Annotated in this window: 14 protein-coding genes and 1 pseudogene; 8 read left to right on the top strand and 7 right to left on the bottom strand. The window is 61.5% G+C overall.

All coding sequences use genetic code 11. The features are described 5' to 3' along the window. Positions 1-150: 150 nt before the first annotated feature. Together AC1DJT_RS27810 and AC1DJT_RS27805 are read left to right on the top strand one after the other, a co-directional pair. Positions 151-525, top strand: a pseudogene (locus AC1DJT_RS27810) (integrase core domain-containing protein); the annotation flags it as partial. A gap of 112 nt (positions 526-637) precedes the next feature. Beyond that, complete coding sequence (locus tag AC1DJT_RS27805; protein WP_476770615.1) at positions 638-874, top strand: hypothetical protein; 237 nt, start codon at positions 638-640, stop codon at positions 872-874. Between the two features lie 978 nt (positions 875-1,852). Here the strand turns inward: AC1DJT_RS27805 and AC1DJT_RS27800 are convergent. The 3 genes from AC1DJT_RS27800 to AC1DJT_RS27790 all read right to left on the bottom strand — a co-directional run bounded on the left by AC1DJT_RS27800 (position 1,853) and on the right by AC1DJT_RS27790 (position 3,178). Beyond that, entirely contained in the window at positions 1,853-2,140 is a 288-nt protein-coding gene (locus tag AC1DJT_RS27800; protein ID WP_476770616.1) for a DUF6894 family protein, read from the bottom strand. Positions 2,141-2,330: 190 nt separating this feature from the next. Beyond that, positions 2,331-2,867, bottom strand: coding sequence for a hypothetical protein (locus AC1DJT_RS27795; protein ID WP_476770617.1), 537 nt, complete (start codon positions 2,865-2,867; stop codon positions 2,331-2,333). Between the two features lie 11 nt (positions 2,868-2,878). Next, a complete protein-coding gene (locus tag AC1DJT_RS27790) occupies positions 2,879-3,178 on the bottom strand; it encodes a PepSY domain-containing protein (protein WP_476770618.1) in 300 nt (99 codons plus the stop codon). A 456-nt stretch (positions 3,179-3,634) separates the two neighbouring features. Here AC1DJT_RS27790 and AC1DJT_RS27785 point away from each other — a divergent pair, with 456 nt between their 5' ends. Both AC1DJT_RS27785 and AC1DJT_RS27780 read left to right on the top strand, forming a co-directional pair. Then, positions 3,635-3,997 carry a hypothetical protein gene (locus AC1DJT_RS27785; protein WP_441508573.1) on the top strand — a complete coding sequence of 121 codons (363 nt, stop codon included), beginning with the start codon at positions 3,635-3,637 and terminating at the stop codon, positions 3,995-3,997. 301 nt (positions 3,998-4,298) lie between these two features. Next, positions 4,299-4,589, top strand: a complete 291-nt coding sequence (locus AC1DJT_RS27780; protein ID WP_476770619.1) for a hypothetical protein — start codon at positions 4,299-4,301, stop codon at positions 4,587-4,589. 238 nt (positions 4,590-4,827) lie between these two features. Here AC1DJT_RS27780 and AC1DJT_RS27775 read toward each other — a convergent pair whose 3' ends face one another. From AC1DJT_RS27775 to AC1DJT_RS27765, 3 genes are all read right to left on the bottom strand, one after another. Further along, on the bottom strand, positions 4,828-5,073 hold the full coding sequence (locus AC1DJT_RS27775; RefSeq protein ID WP_476770620.1) for a hypothetical protein: 246 nt from the start codon (positions 5,071-5,073) through the stop codon (positions 4,828-4,830). Then, the gene (locus AC1DJT_RS27770; protein WP_476832964.1) at positions 5,070-5,258 is read right to left on the bottom strand and encodes a hypothetical protein; all 189 of its coding nucleotides are present in this window, start codon (positions 5,256-5,258) and stop codon (positions 5,070-5,072) included. The genes AC1DJT_RS27775 and AC1DJT_RS27770 overlap by 4 nt, the downstream gene beginning before the upstream one ends. Before the next feature lie 181 nt (positions 5,259-5,439). Next, a complete protein-coding gene (locus AC1DJT_RS27765; protein ID WP_441508577.1) occupies positions 5,440-6,450 on the bottom strand; it encodes a S1C family serine protease in 1,011 nt (336 codons plus the stop codon). Between the two features lie 151 nt (positions 6,451-6,601). Between AC1DJT_RS27765 and AC1DJT_RS27760 the strand changes: the two genes are divergently transcribed. Together AC1DJT_RS27760 and AC1DJT_RS27755 are read left to right on the top strand one after the other, a co-directional pair. Then, on the top strand, positions 6,602-7,189 hold the full coding sequence (locus AC1DJT_RS27760) for a diguanylate cyclase domain-containing protein (protein ID WP_476770623.1): 588 nt from the start codon (positions 6,602-6,604) through the stop codon (positions 7,187-7,189). Between the two features lie 81 nt (positions 7,190-7,270). After that, complete coding sequence (locus AC1DJT_RS27755; RefSeq protein ID WP_476835296.1) at positions 7,271-8,794, top strand: PAS domain S-box protein; 1,524 nt, start codon at positions 7,271-7,273, stop codon at positions 8,792-8,794. 127 nt (positions 8,795-8,921) lie between these two features. Here AC1DJT_RS27755 and AC1DJT_RS27750 read toward each other — a convergent pair whose 3' ends face one another. Next, positions 8,922-9,383, bottom strand: coding sequence for a DUF6894 family protein (locus AC1DJT_RS27750; RefSeq protein WP_476835295.1), 462 nt, complete (start codon positions 9,381-9,383; stop codon positions 8,922-8,924). 549 nt (positions 9,384-9,932) lie between these two features. Here AC1DJT_RS27750 and AC1DJT_RS27745 point away from each other — a divergent pair. Together AC1DJT_RS27745 and AC1DJT_RS27740 are read left to right on the top strand one after the other, a co-directional pair. Continuing rightward, positions 9,933-10,127 carry a hypothetical protein gene (locus AC1DJT_RS27745; RefSeq protein ID WP_476770626.1) on the top strand — a complete coding sequence of 65 codons (195 nt, stop codon included), beginning with the start codon at positions 9,933-9,935 and terminating at the stop codon, positions 10,125-10,127. 271 nt (positions 10,128-10,398) lie between these two features. After that, positions 10,399-11,365: cbb3-type cytochrome c oxidase subunit I (locus tag AC1DJT_RS27740; RefSeq protein ID WP_476835294.1), on the top strand; the 967-nt coding region annotated here is incomplete at its 3' end.

The following is an 11,365-nucleotide window of genomic DNA, read 5'->3' as shown; positions in this document are numbered from 1 at the left end:
TGGTCATGGTTGGCCTCGCTCCAAAGTGTTGTCTCGACAACCTCACTTTAGAGACCTGCTGGCCGGCCATGACCGCCGTGACGGCGCGCTGCGCTACGCAAGGCTTCGCGCGCCGTCAGGCAACGGTCGAGCCTCTTCCCAATGTGCTACGGAATCCAGTTCACCTTCCCGCCTCGCTACGCCGACGGGCYGACAGCTCGTTACATCACCCACATGTTCGACATGCGGTGCCGCGAGAATGGCATCGAGCATCGCCTCACCAAGGTGAAGCATCCCTGGACCAACGGGCAGGTTGAGCGGATGAACCGCACCATCAAGGAAGCGACCGTCAAGCGCTTCCACTATGACGATCATCGCCAGTTCGAGGCGCACCTCACAGACTTCGTTGYCGCCTACAATTTCGGCCGCCGGCTGAAGACCCTTAGGGGGCTCACACCCTACGAGTTCATCTGCAAATGCTGGACTTCAGAGCCAGAACGATTCAGGCTCGATCCAATCCATCAAATGCCGGGACTAAACACCTAGGGTCCCGCCGAGGTTTGCCGTCGGCGGGGCCTTTGCTGGCATCGGACACTGCCCTCGATCGTCTATTGAACATCGACAAGCCATTCCGCAGCCGAAAACCGCAGGCAATGCGATGAATTGTTTCCCCACCGAAGAAGCACAGCCGCGGACACATGAGGTCCTCATCCCGATCGAAGGGCAGGACCTTCTATCTCGTCTTCAGGCGATGGATACTTGGCTGAGCGAGTGGGACATTGCCTATCAGGTTGCGGGAATCGACGACTCAGCGATAGCCATCCGCTTTCCGAGTGAGCAGTTCACCCGCGCTTTTGCTGAGACTTTCGGCCTCACCCAGCGCAGTCTTGGCTAAATGGGGCCATAGGCAGGCGGGCTTCGGGGCGCGGCCGGTCTCTCCGCGGCCAGCGCACTCAGTCGCGTCTCGCTGGCGGCCTGGCTATCGAGCGCGGGGTGTGTGGCGCACACCCGCTCGATCTGACCGAAGAGGCATGGGGAACGTCATCGGCCCGCGGTTCATCGGCAATATCAGCCTGGCGATCGCGGCGGCACACCTGAAGCTCCGGCATTCACCATCCCCTCGCGAGGCTCTAATCGCAGCGAGAGGTACGACAACATCCGCGCTCTCGTCGCGCGGCGCGGTGAAGGTTAGCCACATCTCGGTATAGACCTTAACGGAAACTACAAGGGTCAGTCCGCCCATGCACAGGTGTCATCGGATTTCTCCTTCCGGGGCCAACAAAGAATTTCGCGTGGTGGCAACGAACTGCCTTGGGGTTTGTTCCAACGACGGACGGTCTGGTCGGCTTCCTGCTACGCCTTTCAGATGGCGTTCAGATGGCCGATCACCGCATGGACCTTGTCGACCCCGGATGGGGTGGTAAGCGCCGTTGCCGCAGGCCGGATCCTGAACCCAAAGACGGCGCGAAGCCAGATCATCGGCGGCGTGGYGGGGGTATCGGAATGCCCCTCACGAGGAAACCCTGACCGCCATCGCTATGGTCGGTTCATAAACGGCAATCTCGGCGAATATCACGTCACTTCGAAGCGATATCGACGGCATCGAGGTGATCTTTGTCGAGGTGCATGACGATAAAGTCAGCCCGATCGGGTGCCGGAGGAATACGCATCGTTGGCGCCGCTGCCGCCGAAGCCAACGCGATCTTTCACGCGACAGGAAAATGCGCGCGGCTGCCAATAATCGACAAGCTCATGGCCGCGTGAGTGTTCGGGTCATCTCGGCATGTGCTTGGCGCCGCCTCGGCATCCTGATTGTGGCGCCCGGTTGGAGGCCGCAGTTTCCMGCAGGCAACCACTTCAGATGATGCCTATCTCACGGTTCCGTCTTGCGGGGCACCGTCTGCCGAAGTTGAGACGGGGGAACTGGCGTTAGCCACTGGCTATTGAGCGTCAGCGTCGCTGCAAAAATGGGGGTTCCATCGGCGTAGCGGATTCTCATATCCACTCTCAGACCGTCACTGGTCTGGATATGCTCGGCGATAATGTCGCCGAGACTTGAAAGCGCCGAAAGACGCGCGGCGACGTGATCTTCAAGGTCTATTCCTTCGTCGTCTACGACCAGTTCGGTGTTGATCTCGATGTCGAAAAAATACTGGGCCATGCATTTTCATCCGTGGCGCCGTCGCCAAGGTCCCGATCCCCTCGGCGCGTACAATTCGTCGCATTGCGCCCACCGCTGGGAAGTTGATCGATCGAGATAGCGGCGCGGGGTGGCAGGCTGTTGGGCAAACACCAGCCGCATGCAAAGTTGCTGGAAGGAGGCCCCATCGCTGCCGGGGCCCCCTGGTCAGTTAAATCGAGGGCCGCACATACGGCGGAGCTTCGGGATCGAATTCTGTCCACCCCTCCCTCTCATAAGCAGCACGGCGGTCGATTGTGTTGATGGGTGTCGCGCCGTCCATGATTGCCACGACCGTAGGCGCCTGTTCGTCGGTTGCCCGAACAGCCACAACGCTGCCACCTCGCCTCACCGTCTCTGCAAAGTAGTGGGCGTCATTTTCATCGACGCCCGAACTCGTCAGGGCGCCCACAAGCCCCCCCGCGACGGCGCCCGTCGCGGCTCCCGCGGCGGTAGCAGCAAGCCAGCCAGCGGCCACCACAGGGCCGATGCCGGGGATCGCAATCAGGCCGAGACCCGCCAGCAGCCCGGCTGCACCGCCGATCAAGCTGCCGATTCCTGCTCCCTCGCCCGCGTGGCTTTCATCGGCATCGGCGTGACGGCCGACAAGGCTGATATCGGAATCGGCAACGCCGGCGTCCTTCAGCTTTCGCACCACGGATTCAGCCTGCTGATAGGTATCGTACGAACGCGTGATGGTCTGGGTCATCTGCGAGATCCTCAGTTGCGCGTAATGTTGCCGCGGTAATCGACGCTTACGTTGACCGGCTGGCCGTCGTGCGTCGCCCTGCCCTTCCAGACACCGTTGTCGTCCTTCTTGAGTTCGGACACTGCGGTGTAGCCGTTGGTCTCGAGCCGGCTCTTCGCCTGGCCTTCCGTGAAGCTGTTGGCACCGGGCAGCGGCGCGTTCGCTTCGGCTGGAGCATTTGGCGAAGGAGTAGGTGCAGTCGTCGGCGTTTGCGCCTGAGCTGCCAGGATCGTCGCCCCGCAAAACACCGCCGCGATGATCGTCCGTTTCATCGATATCTCCCTGAAACAGTTGCCATATATGCACAATCAAACCGGGCGCTTGGGCACTTGTTCCAGGGATGTCGATAGGTGCTGGCGTCCGGTCTCCATCTGGTAGGCTGCGCGCGACGAACGCGCCGCGGAGGCATGACTTTGGCGCGCCAAGCTTGGACTCCGCGGCCCGGTCCGCAACTCAGGCTCGGCCGCGAGCTCAGTGAGGCAAAAACCGAGCGCCTCGTCGACGAGAAGGCTACCGCCGAGCTGGCATGACCGCTTTCCCGCCTCAAGATCGATGAGGAAATCCTGCTGACGATCGCGTCGATCGGCGCGTGATCGCACCTAGTTTGGGAGGCCGATCACGCAGCCCTGCCACTATATGGTCACTAAATGACCAGATCAGCTTCAGCCCCTGACCGCATTCGCGTTATGGAATTGGACGCCTATCCACAGCTCATGGAAGGAAATCCGATGCGAAAGATCATAACAACTGTGGTCGGCGTTACATTCATTCTGGCAGGCGGCGCGAATGCGCAGGGTCTATCACAGCCCACACCTCCGTCTGCATCACCGCAACAGGGCTCGGGCCGAACAACTATCAAATCGGTGAGCGTCGTCGATCTCGCTGCGCTTCCGGCTGAGGCCCAGGTGCAGGTCAACCAGGTACTGACAAACCGTTCGGCTGACGAGATCCAGCAATTGCAAGCGGCCATAGAGAATGAGCCGGAGCTGAAATCGGCGCTCGCGGCGAAGGGCTTCACATCACGGGACGTGGTCGTTGCCCAGCTCGGTGAAGACGGCATGCTGACCATCGTTGCAAAACGGGCGAGCTGATCGCCGTGTGGTCGCATCCTGGCTATGCGACGTCGCAGGTCATTCGACCAATGAGCCTATCCGAACGGCGACATATTTGAAGCGCCCGCCCCTGTGGGCCAGGGATTCATCACTGCCACATGCGGGGCCGCAATACGGCACCGGACTCRCGAAATCACCCCAGAAAATCCGAACAATGGTCATGCTGCGCCGTTTGCATGGGCCTGCGTCGTTCGTACCGACCTGGCGCGGCGGTCCAATTGTTCCAGGCGAGCGGCGCACCAATACCGATACCGTCGCGCATTCAGACTAGGAGAAGCCGATGAATGGCGTGAAATTGTCCGCGATTGTGCTTGCGATGTCTGCCGCACTTGCAGGGCCTGCTCTGGCGCAGGGCGTCTCGGTCGATACMCAGACACGCGGCAAGGCACAGGGCAAAATCGGCGGTCCCGCGCCCTCAGCCAGCGGAAATGCCGATGTCGACGCTGAGGTCGTGGCCCCACGCATCAAGGCAGGCGGCAGCGGGCATGGCAGCGCTGGAGCCAAGGCTGGAAAGAAAGCCACTGGTGCTGCTGGCGCATCTGGAACCACGAAAGTCGACGAACTCGACTAGTACGTCTGACATCGAGCCCCAATCGGGTTGGGCAGGCTAGGCTTGCCGACTGAAAGGAGTGAGGCGCGCGCTCGATGGCCCGGCCTCACTCGGCAAACCCTGTACCTCGGCATCGTTGAGCAGGCGCGCGGGCTTGCCGAAATGACGGGATATCGCTGGCCAATCCGCGTTCGAGCCACGTCTCGGGTGCCACCATCGCTGTGACCGGCGGTCATCCGATCATTTGACTGAGAACGGCTCAGTCCTTCCTGAGCTTCCCGAGATTGCCCGGCAGCCCCGAAAAGGGAAGATCGTCCGGCGTGAGCAAGCTGTGGGGCGGGGCCGGCCCGTGACTGTTCTCGTCCTCGTCCGCCTCATTCCAGCGGCGGATCTCAGCGGTGAGCTGACGGAACTCGGCCGCCTGCGGAGATCCTTCGGGCGCATCGCTCAACGCGGCGGCGCGCTGTACGGCAGCCTCATACTCCTCGTGGTTTCTGAACGTCATGTCGGGGAATCCACTTGTGAGTTGTCGCTGGCGGCATTCTCGTCGAGCAGGCCTGATGCTGCGCGCAACAGCGTCTCCGGAGGTGCGATGTCTTCCTGAAGATGCCATTCGACGAACTCACGACTCTCTCGCGACCGTTCCGCCAGGAGAGCAACCCAATCGCGGCGCGGGAACGCTGCATTCATGCGCAGCGCAAGATCCTGGCCGGAAGCAACTGCCTCTGAGGGTCCCATGTGAGCCTCCCGTGTCTCCTGAGATGAAAGGGGCCTCGCGAACGAGCACGGCTTCGTCAACGACTTCAATGAGTTCGCGTCCATCCGTTTTGCTGCGTGAGCCCATGCGGCTGAAGCATCAGGGGAACAGCCTTCATGTCCCCCGCCTCTCGCGTGGGGTGACCTCAATGACCTGCCTGCGGCCATTGCGCAGCAGTCCGAAGGCGGTGGGCCGGCCGATCTTGTCCTCGGCCAGCAGGCGCACGAGATCGTCGGCACCGGAGACACGGGTGCCGTCGACCGCCACAATGATGTCTCCTGCCCGTATGCCGGCCACATCAGCCGCGCCTCCGCCCTCCACGGAGTCGACCATGACGCCCGCCGCCTGATCCACGTCAGCCGCAACCTGGATGCGACGGGCGATCACGGCCGGGTGCGCCGCGATGCCGATCGAGGCCCGGCGGACCCGACCGTGGCGGATGAGGCCGCCCATCACGAAGCTCGCCGTGTTCGACGCCACCGCGAAGCTGATGCCTTGCGCGCCCATGATCATGGCGCTGTTGATGCCGATGACCTCGCCCCGCGATGACACCAGCGCGCCGCCCGAATTGCCCGGATTGAGCGCAGCATCGGTCTGGATCACATCGTCGATCAGCCGGCCGTTCTTGGCGCGCAGCGAGCGGCCGAGCGCCGAGATCACGCCGACCGTCACCGTCGCCTCGAACCCGAGCGGGTTGCCGATGGCGACGGCGATCTGTCCTCGCTTCAGCAGCCCGCTGTCACCGAGACGGCCCGTCGGCAGGCTCACGGGCGGTTCGGCATGGACGAGCGCCAGATCGGTATCCGGGTCATCGCCGATCAGACGCGCATCGAAATGCCGCCCGTCTGGCATCTGCACCCCGACCCGCGCCGAGCCTTGCACGACATGGCTGTTGGTGAGAATGAGCCCGTCCGGCGACAGGATCACGCCCGAGCCGGAGCCGGAGGGGCGCCCGTGCCTGCGGACATTAAGCCTGACGACGGCCGGGCCCACCCGCTCCACCACGTCGGTGACGGCAAGCGAATAAGCATCGAGCAGCGCGCCATCGCTTGCTGGTGAGAGCGGAAGCGTGGACGAATCGAAGTCGTCCTCGTTGAGGACGAAGCGAGGTGTAACGTCGAGCATTGGTGGAACCGCCCTGCGTTGTTTGCCTGGATATGGCGATGCGGTCCCCGCCGCAAAAGGGCTGAGCCCGGCCAGGTCCCGGACACGAGGACCCATGGAGCGATACTGCGTGAATTCTGTGGCGGGCCTCGCTGCCACGGGCAAAGGTCCTATGCTGATCGCAAAGCTGGATGTCGCGGGCTTTCATGACATCAACTCCGGCTATGGCTTCGACGTCGGCGACCAGGTTCTCGTCCAAATCGCCGAGCGCATTGGCACCACCGGCGTCGGCGTCGTGGGACGCATCGACTCGAATGAATTTGCGCTGGTAAAGCCGCTCGCGAGCTCCGATGAAGGCCCTGAAATCATCAAGAGGTTGATCTCTGCGTTGTCGGCGACCTTCGTCGTTTCGGGAGCGACAATCACCATTCGGTTTGCCACCGGCTTCGTGATCGCCGAGGCCGGCTTCGACACCAGGTTGGTGCTCGGTCGGGCCGGAGCCGCCCTCCGGCGCTCGAAATCCTCTCCATCCCGCGAGGCGTGCGAGTTCAGGGCCGAGGACGAAATTCAGAGTCGCAATCGCATTCGCCTGACGAACGAAATGCAACGCTGGCGAACGACGAGTTCGGATTTCAGTATCAGCCCAAGGTTGATCTTTGCACAGGTGCGGTCGTTGGCGCAGACGCCTTACTGCGCTGGCGGCGCGCACGAACCCCTGCTCAAACGAAGAACGGATTATGACCAAATGACATTGCGATGAGCCGGGATCGGTGCTCGAATGCCCCGGTCGCCAGAGGGGATTCCTCGTTGTGCGAGATCTCGGCTGTTCATGAGGGTGCCCATGGAGCAAAGCACCGATCGTCAGGCGACGGTTACGGTCCGCAGCAGGACCACCGACGCTGCGAACGATCTGGCGCGCCAGGTTCGGGAGCAGACCACACTCTTCCGCTTCACCGATCGCCTGTTTCGAGCCCGCACCGTCGTCGAGATCTACGAGTGTGCGCTTGACGCCATTTGTGAAACCCTCATGTGCTCGCGGGCGTCGATCCTTCGCTTCGATGATGGGGGAACAATGCGTTTCGTCGCTTGGCGCGGCCTCTCGGATGGATACCGCGCCGCTGTAGACGGCCACTCGCCCTGGAAGCGCCATGAGCGCGAAACCGACCCGATCTTCCTCTCGGACGTCGCCCTCAGCAAGGAGCCGAGACAACTCATCGAAACCATTATCGGCGAGGGCATCCATGCCTTGGCCTTCATCCCGCTCRCCGGAGCCGACGAACTGGCAGGCAAGTTCATGGTCTATTATGACACTCCGCGGGTCTTCACCGATCACGAGCGCGACCTCGCGCTGCTCGTCGCACGCCAGCTCGGCTTTGCCCTCGAACGTCATGCCGGGGACGCCTCGGCCCGCCGGCTGACTGCGCTCGTCGAATCGTCCGATGACGCGATCATCGCAAAGGATCTGAACGGTCTCATCACCGACTGGAATCCGGGCGCCGAGCGCCTTTTCGGGTATCGGCGAGAGGAGATGTTGGGTCAGCCCGTCATGCTGCTCATTCCGGAAGACCGTCGGGGCGAGGAGCCAACGATTCTGGAGCGCATTCGCGCCGGGGAGCACATCGAGCACTACGAAACCATCCGCCGCCGCAAGGACGGAACGCCTGTAGCGATCTCGCTGACCGTCTCGCCCATCAGGGACGCCAGAGGCGAAATCGTGGGGGCCTCGAAGATTGCCCGGGATATCTCGGAGCGGCAACGGGCGCAGGAACAGCAACAGCTGCTGCTTCACGAGATGAACCACCGCGTCAAGAACGTCTTCGCGCTCACGAGCGGAATCGTCAATCTCACGGCGCGTTCAGCCAATACCCCGGCCGAGCTCGCTTCAACGGTTAGCGAGCGTCTCGCCACCCTGTCGCGCGCGCACGCTTTGACTATGTCGTCCGTAGCTGCGGGAAGCGAACCGGCCGCAACCACGTTGCACCCGCTGATTGCAGCCATACTCGCACCCTATCGTGCGGGTGAACGGTCGCGCTGCGAGGTTCGCGGTGCTGACATTCCAATCCCTTCCACCTTGGTGACATCGCTCTCGCTGCTGCTCCATGAATTCGCGACCAACGCCGCGAAATACGGCAGTCTTTCGACGATGGACGGCATGGTCGAGATTACATGCTCAGAGCGACTGTCCGAGTTCGTGATCGTCTGGCGCGAGCGCGGTGGTCCATCTCCGCGGAGATCGGGAGGCGAAGGCTTCGGGAGCCGCTTGGTCAAAGCGACGGCAAGTCAACTTGGCCGGGTCAGCAGAGTTTGGGACACGTTGGGCGTGGTCATCGAGCTCGTCATCGAGCGTGACAGGCTCGAAGCTTGACGGCACCGCAAGCGATCAACTCGATCCCMATGCGCMGATAACTTGGCAACATCTGCGGCCGTCGGAAGGGTTCATTCATCCCAGCTTAAACCGGCGCACGCCGAGGCGTTCCTAGCGGCCCCGCAGATCAGGTTTTCTTAACCGGCCGCCCAGGGTCGAGTGCGCTCGGCGAGCTGGAGGGTTTTGGCTCGCCCTTTGCTGGCGAAGCGACGCTCGCATCCGCCGCCGGCGTTCCGCGATCGTCTTTCGGTATGCCTGTGCCCGGTCGTGGGCGGCTATCACTTGTCCTCCCGGGCTGACCTGCCGCCYTGTTTGGATCTGCATTCGCCATATCGACCTCCTTTGTGCTCCAGTTTTCGGATCGCTCGCCCAAAAGTTCCATGCTCGCCCGGTAAATGACGCCACCTTCTTCCCTGCGGACGCTAACGGTGAACAATCGGCAGTCGCCGTTTGGCATCACCGCGCGTGTCATATCCGGCAAGGCGTCCAACGCTGATCGCCGCGCCTCTTCGTCGCTGGAAAGTTCAATTCCGTCCTCGTCGATATCGACGAAGTCGCCATCCGTGCTGTCGAAGAAATAACGGGTCATGTTCGTTACCGGCTAAGCGACGGATCCGGCTCTCACAGAACGCGTCTGAAGAGTGCCCGTTCCAAGGTGGCAGACTTGCCATCGGAAACATGCCTTACCGAAGACCGAGAAATGAAAGTATGGCCAACACGACCACGATAAGGCCGACGATGTAGATGACGCCGTTCATGAGACCCTCCGATGCTCCGTCACACACGTGACGAGGGGTGAACAGATGGCGAAGCAAAAGAGTTCCAGCCGGAACCTATAGGGCCGGGAACACTCCTTTCAGTGGCGGGTTCTGCCTCGACAAATTGGAGGACGAACAATGGGCCGCGGTATTCTTCTTTGGATGTTGGGCATTCCCCTGCCGATCATCATCCTGCTCGCGTTCTTTCGATAGCGCGTCTGGCTATTGGTGCCGAAGCTCTCCGTTCCACGGCGCGCAGGAACGTGCCTCGGGACGGGTGAGCTGACCCAGCAGCAGTATTCATATGACGCTATTGCCGAAAGCGACCGTTCTAATAGTCAGCCCAATGGACGCTGATGCACGTCCCCTGGGAGGTAGAAATGACGACAAGCAAGCGGACTCAGCAGCCGATCGGCGCTGGAAAAACCAAAACAACTGACGCCTTGGATGGGTTTTCACCCCGCGTTCAAGGGGGCTCAATCGCGCTAGTTTTGTTTCTGGTCATGGTCGCGGTGCTTATGCTTCTGGGTTATGGGATTTGGTGGCTGTACGTATTCGTTCAGTCACTGAAATGACCATCTTTAATGTAACGCAGCGGTGGATACGCGCCGGCCTCTCGCCGCATAGTTGCGCCCTCGGGTTATCCATTGAGTGGGCGGCGAGGCGAATGCCACGGATGAGTTGCTCGTCCACGGCGCCGCCCCGATGCGCCCAGTTCAAAGCCACGATAGTTGGTTCACCTTGAACGCGACTGTGCGTTTTGCTGATGGCGGCCCCGCCAGGCGTGGCTCAGGCCTTGACCATTSGAAATGAAAGTTCGAAACTGTCCTAATGGGAGGCGAACCCATGGGAACCGCCCCGAACGCCCAATTCCCAACTGTCGACGCTCGCGAACACGGGGAAGCTCATGCCAATCCGACAGGATGGCGACGCTGGCTACTGTCCACCAATCACAAGGACATTGGGACGCTCTACCTGATCTTCTCGATCATGGCGGGACTCGTCGGCGGGTTCCTGTCGATTATGATGCGTATCGAGCTTCAGCAGCCCGGCCTGCAGATCTTCGCCAACGGCCAGAGCTACAACGTCTTCGTCACCGGCCACGGCCTGATCATGATCTTCTTCATGGTCATGCCGGCACTGATCGGTGGCTTCGGCAACTGGTTCGTGCCGTTGATGATTGGCGCGCCCGACATGGCCTTTCCACGGCTGAACAATATCTCGTTCTGGCTCGTCGTGGCCGCATTCATCCTGCTGACCATTTCGTTGTTCGTCGAAGGCGCGCCTGGCGCCCATGGCGTCGGCACCGGCTGGACTATCTACCCGCCCTTCTCGACGGCGGGCCACCCCGGTMCCTCGGTCGATTTCGGMATTCTCGCGCTGCACCTCGCGGGCGCATCTTCCATTCTGGGCGCGATCAATTTCATCACCACTATCCTGAACATGCGCGCGCCTGGCATGACCATGCACAAGATGCCGCTGTTCGCCTGGGGCGTGCTGGTCACTGCCTTCCTGCTGCTATTGGCGTTGCCCGTCCTGGCCGGGGCCATCACGATGCTCCTGACCGATCGCAATTTTGGCACCACCTTCTTTGATCCGGCCGGTGGTGGCGACCCGGTGCTCTACCAGCACCTGTTCTGGTTCTTCGGTCACCCCGAAGTGTACATTATGATCCTGCCGGCCTTCGGCATCGTCAGCCACATCATCTCGACCTTCTCGAAGAAGCCGATCTTCGGCTATCTCGGCATGGCTTATGCGATGGTGGCGATCGGCGTCGTCGGCTTCATCGTGTGGGCGCACCACATGTTTACAG

The sequence above is a fragment of the Allobosea sp. 05T422_2 genome, from assembly GCF_056396265.1.
Note: the sequence above shows the minus strand (reverse complement) of the source record. Positions and strands in the feature narration are given on the sequence as shown.

What these genes read in the sequence shown, in the direction of transcription:
- AC1DJT_RS27805 (WP_476770615.1), top strand. Translation starts at nt 638, where the DNA reads ATGAATTGTTTCCCCACCGAAGAAGCACAGCCGCGGACACATGAGGTC.
- AC1DJT_RS27800 (WP_476770616.1), bottom strand. Translation starts at nt 2,140, where the DNA reads ATGGCCCAGTATTTTTTCGACATCGAGATCAACACCGAACTGGTCGTA.
- AC1DJT_RS27795 (WP_476770617.1), bottom strand. Translation starts at nt 2,867, where the DNA reads ATGACCCAGACCATCACGCGTTCGTACGATACCTATCAGCAGGCTGAA.
- AC1DJT_RS27790 (WP_476770618.1), bottom strand. Translation starts at nt 3,178, where the DNA reads ATGAAACGGACGATCATCGCGGCGGTGTTTTGCGGGGCGACGATCCTG.
- AC1DJT_RS27785 (WP_441508573.1), top strand. Translation starts at nt 3,635, where the DNA reads ATGCGAAAGATCATAACAACTGTGGTCGGCGTTACATTCATTCTGGCA.
- AC1DJT_RS27775 (WP_476770620.1), bottom strand. Translation starts at nt 5,073, where the DNA reads ATGACGTTCAGAAACCACGAGGAGTATGAGGCTGCCGTACAGCGCGCC.
- AC1DJT_RS27770 (WP_476832964.1), bottom strand. Translation starts at nt 5,258, where the DNA reads ATGAATGCAGCGTTCCCGCGCCGCGATTGGGTTGCTCTCCTGGCGGAA.
- AC1DJT_RS27765 (WP_441508577.1), bottom strand. Translation starts at nt 6,450, where the DNA reads ATGCTCGACGTTACACCTCGCTTCGTCCTCAACGAGGACGACTTCGAT.
- AC1DJT_RS27760 (WP_476770623.1), top strand. Translation starts at nt 6,602, where the DNA reads ATGCTGATCGCAAAGCTGGATGTCGCGGGCTTTCATGACATCAACTCC.
- AC1DJT_RS27745 (WP_476770626.1), top strand. Translation starts at nt 9,933, where the DNA reads ATGACGACAAGCAAGCGGACTCAGCAGCCGATCGGCGCTGGAAAAACC.